Source organism: Acinetobacter sp. YH16053, from assembly GCF_013417035.1.
Taxonomy (GTDB): Bacteria; Pseudomonadota; Gammaproteobacteria; order Pseudomonadales; family Moraxellaceae; genus Acinetobacter; species Acinetobacter towneri.
Map to the genome: position 1 here is coordinate 44467 of NZ_VPEP01000016.1, position 18467 is coordinate 62933.

Here is an 18467-nt window from a genome sequence, read left to right on the forward strand (position 1 = left end):
TGATGCTACGCCCAAATAACCAACATTGCCGCAAGCACGACCAATCCCAATCCCCAATGATCGGTACGAGCAAGTTTTTCTTTAAAGAAATACGCTGAAATAAGTAAGCTGAATAATATTTCAATTTGTCCGAGTGTTTTCACAATCGCCACAGTTTGCATACTCATGGCACTAAACCAGCCCAATGATGCTAAAAAACTGCAGACGCTCACTTTAAAAGTTAATCCAACCCGCTGCCACATGGCATATAAGGTATGTCGTTTAAATATGCCTAAAAAAGCCAATAAGATAAAACATTGTAAGCCAATAACCCACACCAAAACCCATGCAGCACGGTGAATAAACGGTAAGAAATCGAGTTCTAGACTGGCTTCACGCACCAATAAAGAAGTCACCGCGAAGCTGAGTCCACTACCGATTCCAATGGCTAAAGTCGTGAATGAAAAATCACTGCGTTGATTGCCTTTACTCAGTAGAAATACCGCAATACCGCCTATCGCAACGCCGAACCAAGCCAATGCGCTTAAATGTTCTTGTAGGAAAATCACGCCTACAATTGCGGCTAAAACTGCTTCACTTTTGGCAAGTCCGACACCCACCGCATAATTTTTCTGTTGAAACAGTTTTACCATTAAAGCTGTGGCTAAAATCTGACACACTGCTGCAATAATGATATACAGCCAAAACATCGAACTAAAATGCAGTTTTGCTTGTACAGGCTGCTGCCATTGTAAAATGCTTAAATACGCCAGTGCAAAAGGCAAGGCAAAAATAAAACGTGCCAAAGTCACGCCATAAACATCTACACTTGTGCTGAGTTGTTTTTGAAAGGCATTGCGCCATGCCTGCATAAATGCAGCCATTAAGGTAAAGAGCACCCAACTCGAAATCATTGCAACCACAAATGCTTTACTGATAAAGTTATAATTTACGCCTATTCCGTTATTTTTGCGATCTTTATTGCTTTTGAGTTATGCGCTTACGATCTCTTTTATAAACAAAAAAAACATTCATTAAAATTCAAATGAATGTTTTTCATATCTTGAAGCGATTATAGGTGTGCTGTTATTCAAAAACTGTTTAGAACTTATCTAAATTCACCACAACAGCCACGCCGATACAAAATAAAGCTACATACACGGTAAACCAAATAATCATGTGCTTAAATGCTTTGTCTGAAATACTGCTATCGGCATATTTCTGTGGTTTGCGTGAGTTATCTTCTTGCATATCGACTCCAATCTAGCCAGATTATGGGGATATACAGATTATGTAAAATTCTAAAGCATTGCTGTAGATACAAAATATTCATTAAAAACTATAACAGTTGATTTTAGATACATGCCAATCTGTTATAAAAACAGAAATTATTTAATGTTTTAAACCTAAAAATAGATCAAAATAAGTAACAGCTGCAAAAAATGCTTGAGTCATACCATGTATAAATCTGAACAATTGGCGTTGAACATTCGGCAACTCATTGAAAATGGTGCATGGAAAGCACATAGCAAGTTACCTTCGTTAAGAGAACAATCACAAATCAGTGGTTATAGCTTAATGACCGTGCTAAACGCTTATCAAGAACTTGAAGCTCAGGGATTGGTTTACGCTAAACAAAAGTCGGGGTTTTATGTCGCAGAACGTCTCAATCAAACTGAACGACCTGTACCAAGCAGTTTGAGTTTAAATGCACATATTCAAATGAACTCTTTGGTCTTTGGCTATTTAAAATCAATTCAGTCTGCAGATGTCAGTCCTTTAGGCTCTGCCTTTCCCAATGCAGAATTACTGTTTAACCCAAAGTTAATGCAAATTTTAGCGCAGCACGCCAAGCGAAAAAGCAGTTATTTTAGCCACGACCACATGCCACCGGGCAATTATGAATTAAGAACCATAATTGCAAATCGCTACTGTTTACAAGGCATACCCACCCATGCAAATGACATTGTCATTACATCTGGCGCATTAGATGCGCTCAATTTGTCATTACAAGCTTTGACCAAACCTGGAGATTTTATTCTATTACAAGAAACTATATTTTATGGTGCATGGCAAGCGGCTGAACGTCTTGGTTTACAGGTGATTACCATTCCAGAACACCCTGTTTCAGGTTTCGATTTAGACTCATTTGAACAAGCCTTAAAACAATACCCAATTAAAGTCTGCTGGTTGATGTTGAATATTCATAACCCTATTGGCTTTAGTGTCAGAGATGAAATTAAGCAACGTATTGCGAGTTTGCTTGAAGAATATCAAGTGTATTTAATTGAAGATGATGTCTATCAAGAATTGTATTACGGTACGCAAAAACCACTGCCCATGAAGTATTTTGACCGACAACAACGGGTACTGCATTGCGCTTCTTTTTCTAAAACTTTGGGTTCTGCTGTGCGGGTCGGTTGGGTTTATGCAGGTCAATTTTCCAATGCTATTCAGCATTTGCAACTCATGAGCACGGTTTCTGCAAGTCCCTTACTGCAAAATACTTTGGTGGATTTTCTTTCGCATCATCATTATGAAAAACATTTGCGTCAATTACGCAAACAATTGGAAAAACATAAAAAAGTGTTTTATCAGCAATTGAAACAGCGCTTAAACCCAGCTTGTAAAATTCACTACTATTCTAGTGGTTACTTTTTATGGATTGAACTGCCTGCATATATAGATGGCTATACGATTTATCAGCTATTGATTCAAAACAAGATTGGCATTGCGCCAAGTCAGTTATTCCGTTCTGAACAGGTCAGCCAGAACTTTATTCGTTTAAACTGCTCTTTTGCTTGGAACAGTGATATTGCTGCTGCATTGGATGTTTTGTCTGCGGTAATACAACAGCACATCACGCAATATACTCATGCCTAATTGCCAAGCCGATCACCCGACAATAAAAAAAGAGCTGAGTTTTTGGCTCAGCTCTTTTGTGGTTTACAGTACAATTTTAGAAGTTATAAATTGCGACTGCATTGATTCGGTTATCTTCACCTGTTTTACTACCATTAACAGCTTCTAAAGCAGTACGTTCACCATAGACATACTCTAGACCAAAGCTTAATGGTTTACGCGGGCTATAGAAAATATTTGCCCAGCCTTGCCATAATTCTTTGTTAGCACGAGTCGCATCAGATTGCGTTGAATCTTTTGGAAAAGAGTTTTTCAAAATATTAGTATAACTTTGATTTTCATCAAAACTCATATAACCATAGCCAAGTGTGCCGTGTATTTTATCGCTGAATTTTTGAGTTATACCCACCATAATTGAATCAAATTCACTTTGAATAAGATCACCATTTGCTTGAGCAACTACGCCTCTGTTTGTAAATGACACAAAGCTGCTATCACCTTTAACATGGTAATAATCTGCTTTAAGGGTTGTGCCAGGGACAACTTCATATTTTACACCTACGCCCACACCCCATGCCATTTCTTCTTCAGAATTAACACGTTTTTCATGGCCCATAGCACGAACACTAACATTTAAATTATCTGCAAATTGATGATTTAAACGTGCTGTTAATGCAGGTAAACGCTGGCTAATTGTGGCATCTTTAGGGTCTTCAGCAGCCACCACCAAATTAGTTTGTGGACTAAATTTTGTAGTATGACGTACCTGAGGTGTACGTTTTACTGCACCACCTACAAATGCCAAAGCATCAATGGTTTCTGGCATATAGTCTGGAATGGCAAAGTTTGACCAAGTTTGACCAATTAACCAGTTGCCATAATTTAAGTAAGCATGACGAATACGTAAATTATCAAAATTTGAACCGCCCAAGAAATCGACTTCAATTTTACCTTTTACGTCTCGATCGCCCACTGGGCTTTTAAAATCCAAACCTAAACGTGTAGCAGAAAGCGTTGATCTTAAACGATCACTACTTTCATTATTGCCTTCTAACGCCACTGCATTAATGTGGTTATATGGCAAATCTCGGCTACTGCCCTCAACCTGATAAGACGCATCTAAACGCACATTACCATATAAGTTGAACTCAGCACCTTTGGCTGTTTTCAGAATTGGACTCGGGCTTGCTGAACTGCGTTGTACATTGGCAATTGCACTTGCTGTTTGCGCATTTTGTACTTTTTGCTGTTCTATCAGACCACGTAAAGCTTGAACTTCCTGTCTTAGTTGCTCAATTTCCGTTTGCTGTTGGGTCTGCGCCTGAGCTGCAACACTCATACCACCCATACTCAATGCAATCATGCTCATCATGAGCGTGCGCTGCATTGTTGGTCGAACCGTTGTAGATTGAAAATTAAAAGATTGGGTTAATGTTTTCGCGTTCATCCTAAACTCGCTTGTTATTGTGCCATCAAATTCTAGCAACAGATCACCATCGCTTACGATGGCGATCTATATCATTGATGACGAAAGATTAATTGAAAGGTATAGAAATTATTGGGTTGCTTTTTGTGCAATTGGATTGCTTTCTACCGCAGGCTCTGTAAGGGCTTTCGCATCTACTGAAGCTTTTAAATTCACCATGAAGATCGCTAAAGCAGCAATTACACCTGGAATCGCAATAGCAAAGAAGTTCATTTGGTGCGGTAAATTCATGGTCAATAATGCGCCAGTTAAGACAGGTCCAACGATCGCGCCGATACGACCAATACCTGATGCCCAGCCCATACCTGTAGAACGTACAGTAGATGGGTAATATTGTGCGACGAAAGTATAAAGTAAGATTTGTGAACCAATGGTTGCTGCCCCAGCAACTGCAATTAAGGTGTACAACACAATTTGTGGACTGTTAAAGCCAAGCAGAATTAATGCTGCTGCACCACAGATAAACATAATGGTGAGTACTTTTTTGATATGGAAGCGGTCAGCCAATGCACCACCACCAATTGCGCCAATCATGCCACCAATATTCAGTGCGAATAGGAAGATCATACTTGCACCCAATGAATAACCCGCTTGGATCATTAATTTTGGTAACCAGCTGCCCAAAGCATAAACCATTAACAAGCACATGAAGAATGCGATCCAGAACATGAACGTACTGAACATACGGCCTTGCTGGAACAATGCTTTTACAGGTGCTTCATCGCCTTTAGTCACTTCATTCAGTACAAACTCAGTGTCACCATTTAATTGTTGGCTTGGTGAAATTTTTTGCACAATACTACGGGTTTGCTCAATTTCTTTCTTGTTGGTCAAATACATGAGTGACTCAGGCAAGAATTTCCAAATTAATGGTAAAGCCACCAATGGAATAATTGCGATGTAAAACATGATTTTCCAACCAAACTCTGGCACTAACCATGCACCCAACAATGCTGAAGTCATACCGCCAATAGCATAACCACTAAACATCAGCGCAACCAAAGTACTACGAATACGCTTTGGCGCATATTCTGTCATAAGGGCCACAACGTTTGGCATTACACCGCCAATACCAAGCCCAGCAAGGAAACGTAAAATACCAAATTCAACTGGATTACTTGCAAACGCACCTAAGAATGTAAAGCCACTGAAAATAGCCACACAGATCATGATGGTCTTTTTACGACCTAACTTGTCCGATAAGGTACCGAAGGTCATGGCACCAAACATCATGCCAAACAATGCCGTACTGGCCAGTAAACCTGCTTGTACTGCACTGAGCGCCCACTCTTGCATCAGTAGTGGTAATGCAACCCCATAAATGACCAAGTCGTAACCGTCAAAAATAATGATCATCAAACACCAAAACAATACGCCCCAATGGAATGGCGTGAACTTGGCCTCGTCAATCAAGGTATTAATATTAATTTTATTGCTTTGCATCTTGCTTCACCTCCTAATTGTGAAGTCCGTTACTCCAACTCAGATGCACACAATGAATAATAAGTTAAAATTTGTCCAAAACTGAATAGGCATGGATACATACCTAAAAAGTCTATAGTTTTGTAAGATATTGTTTTAAAATAGATAAAAATAACAAGGCGAAAAAAAATACTGTAATGTGATGCTTAAAAAAGTTTTTTCAGGCAATTCACATAACAGTATTTTGTTAAAAATATCTGTGCTTTTATATAAAAAATATAGTTATAAATATTTGTTTTATATGGCTTTACTAGAATACATTGCGATCATAAGTAAATGCTTCCAAATCATAAACTTGATAAATGCAGTCAAACAAAGATCGAATGTCTTCACTTTCATCCATATTACGAATTGCCATAAACACAGGACTTACAGCCGAGTCATCTAATAAAGGTATAAAGTGCAAATGTGCCAAATGAATATTTTGTGCGCTTTCTGGCACGATACACAAGCCCTCACCTGCAGCAACAAAACCCAACGCCAATTGTAATTCACGCACTTCACGAATTTTGCGAGGTTCTAAACCATACTCAGAAAACACGCCACGAATTTGGGTAGAGAAGTTTGGCTTGTTGTGATTTGGATATAAAAATAGTTGTTGATCAACAACATCCGCCAAATATACACCTTCTTTTTGTGCCGCAAATGGGTGGCTCGAATGTACTGCAACCATCAAGCGTTCTTCACGTAATAAGATACGTTTAACTGCAGGATCAGAAATTCTTAAGCGTCCAAATCCAACATCTATGCGCCCTTCTTTAAGTGCCTGAATTTGGTCATTGGTGGTCATTTCCACCATTTCTATTTTTAAATGCGGATGCTGCTGCTTAAACAAATATACAATTCTTGACAATAAACCGAACAATAAAGAACCAACAAAGCCAATAGTCACGGTACGATCAGCAATACCTACCCGTTTAGTCATCGACTTAATTTCTTCAGCATTAGACAAAAGTTTAACAGCATGCTGGTAAAAAAATTGGCCTGCTTCCGTGGTCTTAAGCGGTCTGCTACCGCGCTCAAATAGTTGAATTCCAAGCTCTTGTTCTAAATTTTGGATCTGTCTGCTCAAAGGTGGTTGAGCAATAAAGAGTTTTTCTGCTGCCTTGGTGAAACTTTGCTCTTCTACAACAGCAACAAAATAACGTAAATGTCTGAGTTCCATAGCTCAAAATACCTTTTAAGTATAAAAAAATGCAAATTTGATCTTCGACCAATGCAATTTATTCTTTTAAGGTATATCACATAACTGTAATAAAGCAATGATATGAAGGGCAAACCATGTATAAGTCAGTAGAAACTTTGCTGGTGGAAATACCAACCATCCGTCCACACAAGATGGCGGTTGCAACCATGCAAACCCAAACCCTTGTATTAGTCAAAATCACCACTGAAGATGGTTTTGTTGGCTGGGGCGAAGCAACCACGATTGGCGGCTTGGGCTATGGTGAAGAAAGCCCAGAAAGCGTAAAAACCAATATCGAAACATATTTCGCATCATTGCTAAAAACTTTAGCTGGCTTGAATGTTGCGCAAACTTTACAGGTCATTAAAAAGAATATCAATGGCAACCGTTTCGCGAAATGTGCCATTCAAACTGCTTTATTAGATATTCAAGCGCAGCGCTTAAACCAACCTTTAAGTGAAATTTTAGGTGGTCGCCTACGCAACTCGGTTCCTGTGTTATGGGTACTTGCATCTGGCGATACAGAAAAAGACATCGCTGAAGCACAAAAAATGATTGCGGCTAAACGCCACAACACATTCAAGCTCAAAATCGGTTCACGCCCAGTAGAGCAAGATGTAGAACACGTATTGGCAATCAAACAAGCATTGGGTAAAGACGTTTCTATTCGTGTAGACGTAAACCGTGCTTGGTCAGAACTTGAAGCAATTAAAGGCATCCAGCTTTTACAAGATGGTGGTGTCGATTTAATTGAACAACCATGTGCAATTGACAACATTGATGCCATGGAGCGTTTAACACGTAAATTTGATATTGCCATCATGGCAGATGAATCATTGATGGGCCCACAAAGCGCTTATCAATTGGCAAAACGTAATGCTGCATCTGTATTTGCAGTAAAAGTTGCACAGTCTGCTGGTCTGATTGAAGGCTGTGAAGTGGCAACGATTGCACAGTTGGCAGGTATCGACCTATATGGCGGTACCATGCTTGAAGGCCCTGTAGGCACAATTGCATCTGCACACGTGTTCTCTACCTTCCAAAATTTAGCTTATGGCACTGAATTATTTGGCCCATTGCTGCTAACAGAAGAAATTTTAAAAACTCCGCTTCAGTACCAAGACTTTGAATTACACCTTCCAACAGGTGCAGGTCTAGGCATTGAACTGGATGAAGACAAAATTGACAACTTGCGTCGTCAGTAATTAGGAGAAACCCATGCTTTTCCACGTACGTATGGATGTAAACATTCCATTGGATATGCCTGCTGAAACAGCCAACGAAATCAAAGCTGTTGAAAAAGCCTATTCACAGGAATTACAGCGTCAAGGCAAGTGGCGTCATATTTGGCGTATTACTGGCCAATATTCAAACATCAGTATTTTTGATGTAGAGAGCAACGAAGAACTGCACAACATTTTACAAGGTCTTCCACTCTACCCTTACATGAATATTGAAGTGATGGCATTGAACCGCCACCCTTCATCAATTCGTGAAGATGACACCTGATTTAATTCGGAAACTGGAGTAAGCACCTTACTCCAGCACCAAAGTAAACATTTAGCAAACCAAGTAAACAAGGAAAGTGGCAGCCAATTATCTCGTTTTTAGTCCAGAGATATTCGCCACCAAAGTACACCTCCAAGGAGAATGAAAATGAATCGCCAAGAAATTGATGCATTAGTTAAGCAAATGAACGTTGATACAGCGACAGGCCCTGTAGATGAACGTGTACAACAAGTTGTTGTGCGTTTATTGGGTGACCTTTTCCAAGCGATCGAAGATCTTGATATTGCTCAGTCAGAACTGTGGAAAGGTCTGGAATACTTTACTGATGCCGGTCAAGCGAACGAATTAGGTTTATTGGCTGCAGGTTTGGGTCTGGAACACTACCTAGACTTACGTGCTGATGAAGCGGATGCTAAAGCAGGCATTACTGGCGGTACGCCACGTACGATTGAAGGTCCACTTTATGTCTCTGGCGCACCTGAAACAGTAAGCTTTGCGCGTATGGACGATGGTTCTGAAGAAGGCAAAATCCCGACGCTGATCATTGAAGGGACAGTGACTGATACTGACGGCAACCGTGTTGAAGGTGCTAAAGTTGAAATCTGGCATGCCAACAGCCTGGGCAACTACTCATTCTTTGACAAGTCACAGTCTGACTTTAACCTGCGTCGCAGCATCATTACCGCTGCCGATGGTCAATATACTGCATTGACGACAATGCCAGTGGGTTATGGCTGCCCTCCAGAAGGTACAACTCAGTTTGTACTGGACAAGCTAGGCCGTCACGGTAACCGTCCATCGCACGTACATTACTTCGTATCTGCACCGGGTTACCGCAAGCTGACTACTCAATTCAATATTGAAGGCGACCAATACCTGTGGGATGACTTTGCATTCGCGACTCGTGAAGGTCTGGTGGCAACTGCGGTTGACGTGACTGATGAAGCTGAAATTGCAAAACGTGGTCTGAAAGGTCCTTTCAAACACATCCAGTTCAACATTGTTCTTCAGAAAGATCAAGCTGGCGTTCCTTCTACTGAAGTTGAACGTCGCCGCGCAAGCGCATAATTTGAAATGGAATCGGGATGTGGTCGTTGCCCCATCCCGATGACTGCCCTCCTTGGAAAGTCGGAGAAAGGACATGCCTCGTATTCCTGTAATTAACACCAGCCACTTAGACCGCATTGATGAGCTATTGGTTGATGATTTTGAATCTGGTGAATTTAAACTACACCGTTCAGTATTCACAGACCAAGCCCTGTTTGACCTAGAAATGAAATACATTTTTGAAGGCAACTGGGTTTATTTGGCACACGAAAGCCAAATTCCAAACAACAATGACTACTACACCACATACATTGGCCGTCAGCCAATCATCATTGCACGTAACCGCAATGGCGAATTAAATGCCATGATCAATGCGTGTTCACACCGTGGTGCACAGTTATGTCGTTACAAGCGTGGTAACAAAGCAACTTATACTTGCCCATTCCACGGTTGGACTTTCAACAACTCTGGTAAGTTGTTAAAAGTGAAAGACCCTGCCGATGCGGGTTATTCAGATTGCTTCAACAAAGACGGTTCACACGACTTGAAAAAAGTTGCCCGTTTTGAAAGCTATAAAGGTTTCTTGTTTGGTAGCTTGAACCCAGATGTTCCTTCTTTAGAAGAATACCTAGGTGAAGCAACTAAAATCATTGACATGATTGTAGGTCAATCACAACAAGGTCTTGAAGTTTTACGTGGTTCTTCTACTTACACTTATGAAGGTAACTGGAAGTTAACTGCTGAAAACGGTGCCGATGGTTACCACGTGTCTGCAGTACACTGGAACTACGCTGCAACAACTCAGCAACGTAAAGAAAAAGAAGCTGGCGACAACATTCGTGCTATGAGCGCAGGTTCATGGGGCAAACAAGGCGGTGGTTCTTACGGCTTTGAAAATGGTCACATGCTACTTTGGACACAATGGGCTAACCCAGAAGACCGTCCTAACTTTGCCAAGAAAGACGAATACACCGAGCAATACGGTGAAGCAATGGCGAAATGGATGATCGAACGTTCACGTAACTTGTGTCTATATCCAAACGTGTACTTCATGGATCAGTTCGGTTCACAAATTCGTGTGTTACGTCCGCTGTCTGTAGATAAGACTGAAGTGACTATTTACTGTATCGCACCTGTGGGTGAAGAGCCAGAAGCACGCGCACGCCGTATCCGTCAATACGAAGATTTCTTTAACGCATCAGGTATGGCAACCCCAGACGATCTTGAAGAATTCCGTGCATGTCAAGCAGGTTACGCAGGTATCGCACTTGAGTGGAACGATATGTGCCGTGGCTCTAAGCATTGGATCCAAGGTCCAGACGATGCAGCCAACGAAATTGGTTTAAAACCAAAACTTTCTGGTATTAAAACTGAAGACGAAGGTTTATACCTTGCTCAGCACCAACACTGGTTAGAACTCATCAAACAAGGCATCGCAACTGAAAAAGAAATTGCGGCATCTACTGAAGGAGAAAACGCATGAGCGACATCACTTTAGAAAAAGTTGCACAGTTCCTTTATCAAGAAGCTCGCTTTTTAGATGATGAGCAATGGGATGAGTGGTTACAGTGCTACGCTCCTACTGCTTCTTTCTGGATGCCAGCTTGGGATGACGATGACCAATTAACTACAGATCCACAGTCTGAAATCTCTTTGATTTACTACCCAGACCGTCAAGGTTTGGAAGACCGTGTGTTCCGTATCAAAACTGAACGTTCGTCTGCAACCATGCCAGACACACGTACGAGCCACAACATCAACAACATTGAAATTGTTGAACGTGATGGCGATAAAGTGACTGTACGTTTTAACTGGAACACCTTGAGTTTCCGTTACAAAACAAACTACAGCTACTTTGGTATGTCACGCTACGAAATCGACTTTTCTGGCGACAAACCACAAATTTTAAGCAAGTACGTGGTGCTGAAAAACGATTACATCAACCAAGTAATCGACATTTATCACCTCTAAGACTGTATTAATTTACAGCTAGGTAAAAACCTTTCAGCCAGATGGAATTTTGGCTGAAAGGTCAAGTTTTAAAGATTTCTATAGGATATTCAGCCATGTCAAACCACAATGTTGCACTTCAATTTGAAGATGGCGTTACACGTTTTATTTCTGTTACAGATGGTGAAACACTGTCAGACGCAGCTTACCGTCAAAAGATCAATATTCCTTTGGACTGCCGTGACGGTGCATGTGGAACGTGCCGTGCGTTTTGTGAATCAGGTTCGTATGACATGCCTGAAGAAACTTATATTGAAGATGCATTGACACCAGAAGAAGCTGAACAAGGCTATATTCTTGCATGCCAATGTAAACCAACTTCAGACGCAGTATTCCAAATTCAAGCCACTTCTGATGTATGTAAAACTGAAATTCATGTATTTGAAGGTACATTGGCACGTGTTGAAAACTTATCTGACTCGACTATTACCTTTGATATTCAGTTAGATGAAGCTCAACCAGACATTCACTTCCTTGCAGGTCAATATGTGAATGTGGGTATTCCTGGTACAACAGAAACTCGTTCGTATTCTTTCAGCTCTAAGCCTGGTAACCGCTTAACTGGCTTTGTGGTACGTAACGTACCAAACGGAAAAATGAGCGAATTCTTAAGCCAAAACGCTAAAGCTGGCGACAAAATGACCTTTACTGGTCCATTTGGTAGCTTCTACCTACGTAATGTAGCACGCCCTGTGGTGATGTTAGCGGGTGGTACAGGTATTGCGCCATTTATGTCTATGCTGCAAGTGCTTGAAGAAAAAGGTTCTGAGCACCCTGTACGTTTAGTCTTTGGTGTGACCAATGACTTTGACTTAGTCGCAATTGAAAAATTAAACGAACTACAAGAAAAATTCTCTTGGTTCGAGTATCGCACTGTAGTGGCAAATCCAGAATCTGCACATGAGCGTAAAGGTTACGTGACTGGCCATATCGAAAACGAATGGCTCAACGGTGGTGATGTAGACATCTACCTATGTGGTCCAGTGCCAATGGTAGAAGCGGTACGTGGCTGGTTAGATGCAGAAGGTGTTAAACCTGCAAGCTTCCTATTTGAAAAATTCTCTGCCAACTAAGTTTGTTATACAGTCTAGAAACATAGTCGGAGAATATAATGAATCGCACAAAAAGATTTGAAAACAAAGTTGTAATCGTGACTGGTGCCGCTCAAGGCATTGGTCGCGGTGTGGCTTTACAAGTGGCAAGTGAAGGTGCCCAAGTGGTTATGGCAGACCTTTCTCCCTATGTAGAAGAAGTGTTGGCTGAAATTGAAGAACACGGTGGCGATGCAGTAACCGTAAAAGCCAACCTTGAAACTTTTGCAGGTGCAGAATCTGTGGTTGCTAAAGCACTTGAAACCTATGGTCGTGTTGATGTGCTCATCAACAACGTAGGCGGTGCAATTTGGATGAAACCTTTTGAAGAATTTTCTGAAGAAGAAATTATCAAAGAAGTGAATCGTTCATTGTTCCCTACTATGTGGTGCTGCCGCGCAGTATTGCCTGAAATGGTGAAAAACCAGAAAGGTACCATTGTAAACGTATCTTCAATTGCAACACGTGGTATTAACCGCGTGCCATATTCGGCGTCTAAAGGTGGTGTAAACGGTTTAACCGCTTCCCTCGCCTTTGAACATGCCAATGATGGTATTCGTGTGAATGCTATTGCAACTGGCGGTACAGAAGCGCCACCACGTAAAGTGCCACGTAATGCCAACCCACTTTCAGAATCTGAAAAAGAGTGGATGCAACAAGTGGTCGATCAAACCATTGATCGTACCTTCTTGGGTCGCTATGGCACCATTCAGGAACAAGTGAATGCGATTCTGTTCCTTGCTTCTGATGAGTCATCGTACATGACAGGTACCGTTGTACCTGTAGGTGGTGGTGATCAGGGCTAAGCCAAGATCATGACCAACTTCAACAGGATCATTGCTTGACGCAAGGAGGCAAATCGTCAATGAGTCACCTGTTCCAAACTTTAAAAAATGACTGGTCAATTTCAGCCACTGTTGCAGGATTCTTAGCAGTGCTGATCTCCTATTCGGGGCCGTTGATCATCTTTTTTCAGGCAGCACAGCAAGCCCAAGTTTCCCCAGACATGATGATTTCATGGATTTGGGGAATTTCTATTGGTGCTGCAGTCGCAGGTATCTTTTTATCAATTAAGTATAAAGTGCCTGTGGTGACCGCTTGGTCTGCACCCGGTACAGCCTTACTGGTCACACTGTTTCCAGATATTTCTTTGAATGAAGCCGTTGCTGCTTACATCACCTCTGCCGTGGTGATTTTTTTGATTGGAATCACAGGTTATTTTGACAAACTCCTGTCTTGGATTCCGCAAGAAGTCGCAGCAGGCATGATGGCAGGTATTTTGGTTCAATTTGGCTTAGGCTTATTTACTGCAACCGATACCCTGCCATACATTGTATTTGGGATGCTAGCGGTATTTTTATTGGCAAAGCGTTTTAGTCCACGTTATGCCATGATTTGGGTGCTTGCTGCAGGCATTATACTCAGCTTAATGCTCGGTAAAATTAACCCTGTCACCACCAATTTTAGTTTGGCAATTCCACAGTTTATTGCACCTGAATGGACGTGGAATTCAACCTTAAACTTGGCATTACCTTTAATTTTAGTCAGCTTGTCTGGGCAGTTTTTACCGGGTATGGCAATTATTAAAATTAGCGGTTATGACATGCCTGCTAAGCCTATTATTAGTGCGACCAGTATCGCTTCTCTTGCCGTTGCGTGTGTGGGAGGAATTACCATTGTACTTGCCTCTATTACTGCAGCATTATGCTTAGGTAAAGATGCGCACGAACTGAAAGAAAAGCGATATATTGCAGGTGTTGCAAACGGTATTTTCTATATTTTAGGTGGGTTATTTGCGGGTAGCATCGTCATGCTATTTAGCCTATTGCCCAAAGAACTGATTGCAGCTTTGGCTGGACTTGCACTTTTGGGTGCAATTGCCACCAATATTTCAGTTGCAATGAGTAAAGAATCACAGCGTGATGCAGCCCTCATCACCTTTTTAGCAACTGCCTCTGGCATGCAGTTTTTAGGGCTAAGTTCTGTATTTTGGGGCATCTGTATTGGTTTGATCGCACATTGGGTATTAACCAAACGCGACAACTCAGCAGCACCCCTACCTTCAACTCAAAGTTCCAAAAGTTAATGGACAGGCAATTGTCTAGGACACATTATGATTGATAAAAGTCAAACTTCTTTAACAGAAGTCCTTTCGCAAATTAAAGATGGTTCAACCATCATGATTGGTGGTTTTGGTACCGCAGGTCAGCCAGCGGAACTCATTGATGGTTTGATTGAACTTGGCATCAAAGATTTAATTATTGTAAACAACAACGCAGGTAATGGTGACTACGGTTTAGCGAAACTGCTAAAAGCTGGCGCGGTACGTAAAATTATCTGTTCATTCCCACGTCAGTCTGACTCTTGGGTATTTGATGAACTTTACCGCGCAGGCAAAATCGAGCTTGAACTGGTGCCGCAAGGTAACTTGGCATGCCGTATTCAGGCTGCAGGTATGGGTCTAGGTCCAATCTATACCCCTACAGGTTTTGGTACTTTACTTGCAGAAGGCAAACCAACCTTAAATTATGAAGGTAAAGACTACGTACTAGAAAACCCAATCCGCGCAGACTTTGCTTTAATTAAAGCACAGCAAGGCGACCGTTGGGGTAACTTGGTGTACCGTAAATCTGCACGTAACTTTGGCCCAATCATGGCGATGGCTGCCGATGTGACAATTGCACAGGTTTCTGAAGTGGTTGAGTTAGGCGCGTTAGATCCTGAACACATCATCACTCCGGGTATTTTCGTTCAGCACGTTGTTGCCGTTGGCGTAAAACAACCTGAACAATCTGCATAACTGTCACGTGAAGGAGAACATCATGAGCTATACCAAATTAACACGTGATCAAATTGCTGAACGTGTGGCGCAAGACATTCCAGACGGTGCTTATGTCAACCTTGGCATTGGCTTACCAACTAAAATTTCTAACTACCTGCCTTCAGACAAAGACGTATTCTTACACTCTGAAAATGGTTTATTGGCATTTGGTCCACCACCACCTGCAGGCGAAGAAGACCCTGAACTGATCAACGCGGGTAAAGAGTTCGTCACCATGCTCACAGGCGGTTCATTCTTCCATCATGGTGACTCATTTGCCATGATGCGTGGTGGTCACTTAGACATCGCAGTACTAGGTGCATTCCAAGTCGCTGAAAATGGCGACTTAGCAAACTGGCACACTGGCGCTCCAGATGCCATTCCTGCCGTAGGCGGTGCAATGGACTTGGCAGTTGGTGCAAAAAAAGTCTTTATTACGACTGACCACGTGACCAAAAAAGGCGAAGCTAAAATTGTGGCTGAACTAACTTATCCTGCAACAGGTTTAAAATGTGTAGACCGCATTTACACAGACTTGTGCGTGATTGACGTCACTCCTGAAGGCATGAAAGTTCTTGAAAAAGTTGAAGGCTTGAGCTTTGAAGAATTACAGTCATTGACTGGTGCAAAGCTGATTGATGCGACTCAGGCTTAATCGTCTTTAAATATAATTTTTAATCCCCCTAAATCCCCCTTTTTCAAAGGGGGACTTCCATCAAGTAATTTTAGGTGGGAATCTCCTCCCTTTTTTAAAGGGAGGTTGGGAGAGATTAAGATATTTGGAAAATAAAATATGAAAAACGCATATATCGTCGATGCCATCCGTACCCCATTTGGTCGTTATGCAGGTGGTTTAGCTCCAGTCCGTGCTGATGACTTAGGCGCATTACCGATCAAAGCACTTATGCAACGCAATCCATCTGTAAACTGGGAACAAGTTGATGACGTGATTTACGGCTGTGCCAACCAAGCAGGTGAAGACAACCGTAACGTGGGTCGTATGTCTGCACTTTTAGCAGGTTTACCGTACCAAGTGCCAGCAACCACTGTAAACCGTTTATGTGGTTCATCGCTAGACGCAATTGCAATGGCCGCACGTGCAATTAAAGCAGGTGAAGCAAACCTGATTATTGCAGGTGGTGTTGAATCAATGAGCCGCGCTCCATTTGTGATGGGTAAATCAGAATCTGCTTATGGTCGTAGTCAAAAAATTGAAGACACCACAATGGGCTGGCGTTTCATTAACCCGAAACTCAAAGAAATGTACGGCGTAGAAACTATGCCGCAAACTGCTGAAAATGTAGCGGAACAGTTCAATATTAACCGTGCCGATCAAGACTTGTTTGCTCTAACCAGCCAACAACGTACTGCTGCTGCACAAGCACGCGGTTTCTTTGACAAAGAAATTATTGCAGTGGAAATTCCACAACGTAAAGGCGAGCCTGTCGTTGTTGCTGCAGACGAACATCCACGTGCATCAACCACAGCAGAAGCATTGGCAAAATTAAAGCCAGTGGTTAAAGCAGACGGTACTGTGACTGCAGGTAACGCGTCAGGTATTAACGATGGTGCGGCTGCCCTACTGATTGCTTCTGAAGAAGCGGTTGCACAACACGGCTTAAAACCACGTGCCAAAATCATTGCTTCAACTGTTGTTGGTGTTGAACCACGTATTATGGGCTTTGGTCCTGCGCCTGCAATCAAAAAATTGTTGGCACAAACAGGTTTGACCATTGAACAAATGGACGTGATTGAACTGAACGAAGCCTTTGCTGCACAAGCATTAGCATGTACTCGTGACTTAGGCATTGAAGATGGTTCAGAGAAAGTCAATCCAAACGGTGGTGCAATTGCTTTAGGTCACCCACTTGGTGCATCTGGTGCGCGTTTAGTCACTACAGCACTGAACCAACTTGAACAAACTGGCGGTAAATACGGTTTATGTTCAATGTGTATTGGTGTTGGTCAAGGTATTGCTTTGATTATTGAACGTGTTTAATCCTCATTAAAAGTCCCCCTTTCATAAAGGGGGATTTAGGGGGATTTATAAGATTAAGGATTTAAAAAAAAATGCCAACTTTTACCTCAAATGATGCGCAAATCAATTACCAAACTTTTGGTGATGCTACAAAACCTGCACTGATTTTTTCAAACTCGCTGGGTACAAACTTCAAAATGTGGCAAGCACAGATTGATTTTTTCCAGCAAGACTTTTTTGTAATTTGCTACGACACACGTGGTCACGGTGCATCATCAGCTCCGCAAGGTCCATATAGCATTGATCAATTGGGTCAAGATGTTGTAAATCTACTCGATCACTTAAATGTTGAAAAAGCGGCATTCTGTGGTATTTCTATGGGCGGTTTAACAGGTCAATGGTTAGCGATTCATCGCCCTGAACGTTTTAATCAGGTGGTGGTGTGTAATACTGCGGCAAAAATTGGTCAAGAACAGGCTTGGAATGACCGTGCCGCATTGGTACGCGAACAAGGTTTACAACCGATTGCTTCGACTGCAGCATCACGCTGGTTTACTGAACCCTTTATCCAAAGCAACGCGACAGTGGTCAACAATCTTCAAAACGACTTGGCAGTTGGCAGCGCCGAAGGTTATGCGAGCTGTTGCGAAGCTTTGGCTAAAGCGGATGTACGTGAACAACTTAAAGACATCACTGTGCCTGTTTTAGTGGTTGCAGGTCAGCAAGACCCTGTGACAACAGTTGTCGATGGTCAATTTATGGTTGAACGTATTGCCAATAGCCAATTGTTTGAAATCAATGCATCGCACATTTCTAACGTAGAATTGCCAAATGAATTTAACCAAGCAGTGAAGCAGTTTATCCAAGCATAAAACTTCATTGTTATTGTTAACCCGAATTACGGATAAGAAAAGCCCTTGAAAAAAAGGTAGTTAGAGCCATTTAGAAAGTTACGACACAACCCAAAGGCTCTAACTACCATGTACGATTTTACAGAAATTTTTTGTATTGTTGAT

At 41.8% G+C, this 18467-nt stretch carries 18 protein-coding genes; 13 read left to right on the plus strand and 5 right to left on the minus strand.

Going from position 1 to position 18467, the window contains the following annotated elements:
- Positions 1-5: 5 nt before the first annotated feature.
- Together FTV43_RS11425 and FTV43_RS11430 are read right to left on the minus strand one after the other, a co-directional pair.
- Positions 6-893, minus strand: a complete 888-nt coding sequence (locus FTV43_RS11425) for a DMT family transporter (RefSeq protein WP_179995489.1) — start codon at positions 891-893, stop codon at positions 6-8.
- A 187-nt stretch (positions 894-1080) separates the two neighbouring features.
- The gene (locus FTV43_RS11430) at positions 1081-1230 is read right to left on the minus strand and encodes a hypothetical protein (protein ID WP_004973540.1); all 150 of its coding nucleotides are present in this window, start codon (positions 1228-1230) and stop codon (positions 1081-1083) included.
- Positions 1231-1437: 207 nt separating this feature from the next.
- On the opposite strand from FTV43_RS11430, the gene FTV43_RS11435 reads away from it, so the two are divergent.
- Entirely contained in the window at positions 1438-2862 is a 1425-nt protein-coding gene (locus FTV43_RS11435) for a PLP-dependent aminotransferase family protein (protein ID WP_179995490.1), read from the plus strand.
- Positions 2863-2938: 76 nt separating this feature from the next.
- On the opposite strand, the gene FTV43_RS11440 is transcribed toward FTV43_RS11435, so the two are convergent.
- The 3 genes from FTV43_RS11440 to FTV43_RS11450 all read right to left on the minus strand — a co-directional run bounded on the left by FTV43_RS11440 (position 2939) and on the right by FTV43_RS11450 (position 6974).
- Positions 2939-4288, minus strand: coding sequence for a DcaP family trimeric outer membrane transporter (locus tag FTV43_RS11440; RefSeq protein WP_225530761.1), 1350 nt, complete (start codon positions 4286-4288; stop codon positions 2939-2941).
- A gap of 108 nt (positions 4289-4396) precedes the next feature.
- Entirely contained in the window at positions 4397-5770 is a 1374-nt protein-coding gene (locus FTV43_RS11445) for an MFS transporter (RefSeq protein ID WP_104851979.1), read from the minus strand.
- Between the two features lie 289 nt (positions 5771-6059).
- Complete coding sequence (locus tag FTV43_RS11450) at positions 6060-6974, minus strand: LysR family transcriptional regulator (RefSeq protein WP_179995491.1); 915 nt, start codon at positions 6972-6974, stop codon at positions 6060-6062.
- A gap of 116 nt (positions 6975-7090) precedes the next feature.
- Between FTV43_RS11450 and FTV43_RS11455 the strand changes: the two genes are divergently transcribed.
- From FTV43_RS11455 to pcaD, 12 genes are all read left to right on the plus strand, one after another.
- Complete coding sequence (locus tag FTV43_RS11455; protein WP_004973532.1) at positions 7091-8200, plus strand: muconate/chloromuconate family cycloisomerase; 1110 nt, start codon at positions 7091-7093, stop codon at positions 8198-8200.
- A gap of 13 nt (positions 8201-8213) precedes the next feature.
- A complete protein-coding gene (gene catC / locus FTV43_RS11460) occupies positions 8214-8504 on the plus strand; it encodes a muconolactone Delta-isomerase (protein WP_096901615.1) in 291 nt (96 codons plus the stop codon).
- 147 nt (positions 8505-8651) lie between these two features.
- Positions 8652-9572, plus strand: coding sequence for a catechol 1,2-dioxygenase (catA, locus tag FTV43_RS11465; RefSeq protein WP_179995492.1), 921 nt, complete (start codon positions 8652-8654; stop codon positions 9570-9572).
- A gap of 73 nt (positions 9573-9645) precedes the next feature.
- Positions 9646-11034 (plus strand): benzoate 1,2-dioxygenase large subunit, encoded by a 1389-nt coding sequence (gene benA, locus FTV43_RS11470; protein ID WP_131261936.1) that lies wholly within the window; start codon positions 9646-9648, stop codon positions 11032-11034.
- Complete coding sequence (gene benB / locus FTV43_RS11475) at positions 11031-11522, plus strand: benzoate 1,2-dioxygenase small subunit (protein ID WP_131261937.1); 492 nt, start codon at positions 11031-11033, stop codon at positions 11520-11522. Before benA ends, benB begins: the two co-directional genes overlap by 4 nt.
- Positions 11523-11617: 95 nt before the next feature.
- On the plus strand, positions 11618-12634 hold the full coding sequence (benC, locus tag FTV43_RS11480; protein ID WP_179995493.1) for a benzoate 1,2-dioxygenase electron transfer component BenC: 1017 nt from the start codon (positions 11618-11620) through the stop codon (positions 12632-12634).
- Between the two features lie 38 nt (positions 12635-12672).
- On the plus strand, positions 12673-13458 hold the full coding sequence (benD, locus tag FTV43_RS11485) for a benzoate diol dehydrogenase BenD (protein WP_179995494.1): 786 nt from the start codon (positions 12673-12675) through the stop codon (positions 13456-13458).
- A gap of 59 nt (positions 13459-13517) precedes the next feature.
- The gene (gene benE / locus FTV43_RS11490) at positions 13518-14738 is read left to right on the plus strand and encodes a benzoate/H(+) symporter BenE (RefSeq protein WP_179995495.1); all 1221 of its coding nucleotides are present in this window, start codon (positions 13518-13520) and stop codon (positions 14736-14738) included.
- A 27-nt stretch (positions 14739-14765) separates the two neighbouring features.
- Entirely contained in the window at positions 14766-15452 is a 687-nt protein-coding gene (locus FTV43_RS11495; protein ID WP_179995496.1) for a 3-oxoacid CoA-transferase subunit A, read from the plus strand.
- 22 nt (positions 15453-15474) lie between these two features.
- Positions 15475-16128, plus strand: a complete 654-nt coding sequence (locus tag FTV43_RS11500) for a 3-oxoacid CoA-transferase subunit B (RefSeq protein WP_179995497.1) — start codon at positions 15475-15477, stop codon at positions 16126-16128.
- Between the two features lie 138 nt (positions 16129-16266).
- Positions 16267-17472 (plus strand): 3-oxoadipyl-CoA thiolase, encoded by a 1206-nt coding sequence (pcaF, locus tag FTV43_RS11505; RefSeq protein ID WP_070155120.1) that lies wholly within the window; start codon positions 16267-16269, stop codon positions 17470-17472.
- 71 nt (positions 17473-17543) lie between these two features.
- Entirely contained in the window at positions 17544-18323 is a 780-nt protein-coding gene (gene pcaD / locus FTV43_RS11510) for a 3-oxoadipate enol-lactonase (protein ID WP_179995498.1), read from the plus strand.
- Positions 18324-18467 lie beyond the last annotated feature (144 nt).

Bases quoted from the DNA above. Each gene is read 5' to 3' on its own strand.
- FTV43_RS11425 (WP_179995489.1), bottom strand. From the start codon at position 893: ATGATTTCGAGTTGGGTGCTCTTTACCTTAATGGCTGCATTTATGCAG.
- FTV43_RS11430 (WP_004973540.1), bottom strand. From the start codon at position 1,230: ATGCAAGAAGATAACTCACGCAAACCACAGAAATATGCCGATAGCAGT.
- FTV43_RS11435 (WP_179995490.1), top strand. From the start codon at position 1,438: ATGTATAAATCTGAACAATTGGCGTTGAACATTCGGCAACTCATTGAA.
- FTV43_RS11440 (WP_225530761.1), bottom strand. From the start codon at position 4,288: ATGAACGCGAAAACATTAACCCAATCTTTTAATTTTCAATCTACAACG.
- FTV43_RS11445 (WP_104851979.1), bottom strand. From the start codon at position 5,770: ATGCAAAGCAATAAAATTAATATTAATACCTTGATTGACGAGGCCAAG.
- FTV43_RS11450 (WP_179995491.1), bottom strand. From the start codon at position 6,974: ATGGAACTCAGACATTTACGTTATTTTGTTGCTGTTGTAGAAGAGCAA.
- FTV43_RS11455 (WP_004973532.1), top strand. From the start codon at position 7,091: ATGTATAAGTCAGTAGAAACTTTGCTGGTGGAAATACCAACCATCCGT.
- catC (WP_096901615.1), top strand. From the start codon at position 8,214: ATGCTTTTCCACGTACGTATGGATGTAAACATTCCATTGGATATGCCT.
- catA (WP_179995492.1), top strand. From the start codon at position 8,652: ATGAATCGCCAAGAAATTGATGCATTAGTTAAGCAAATGAACGTTGAT.
- benA (WP_131261936.1), top strand. From the start codon at position 9,646: ATGCCTCGTATTCCTGTAATTAACACCAGCCACTTAGACCGCATTGAT.
- benB (WP_131261937.1), top strand. From the start codon at position 11,031: ATGAGCGACATCACTTTAGAAAAAGTTGCACAGTTCCTTTATCAAGAA.
- benC (WP_179995493.1), top strand. From the start codon at position 11,618: ATGTCAAACCACAATGTTGCACTTCAATTTGAAGATGGCGTTACACGT.
- benD (WP_179995494.1), top strand. From the start codon at position 12,673: ATGAATCGCACAAAAAGATTTGAAAACAAAGTTGTAATCGTGACTGGT.
- benE (WP_179995495.1), top strand. From the start codon at position 13,518: ATGAGTCACCTGTTCCAAACTTTAAAAAATGACTGGTCAATTTCAGCC.
- FTV43_RS11495 (WP_179995496.1), top strand. From the start codon at position 14,766: ATGATTGATAAAAGTCAAACTTCTTTAACAGAAGTCCTTTCGCAAATT.
- FTV43_RS11500 (WP_179995497.1), top strand. From the start codon at position 15,475: ATGAGCTATACCAAATTAACACGTGATCAAATTGCTGAACGTGTGGCG.
- pcaF (WP_070155120.1), top strand. From the start codon at position 16,267: ATGAAAAACGCATATATCGTCGATGCCATCCGTACCCCATTTGGTCGT.
- pcaD (WP_179995498.1), top strand. From the start codon at position 17,544: ATGCCAACTTTTACCTCAAATGATGCGCAAATCAATTACCAAACTTTT.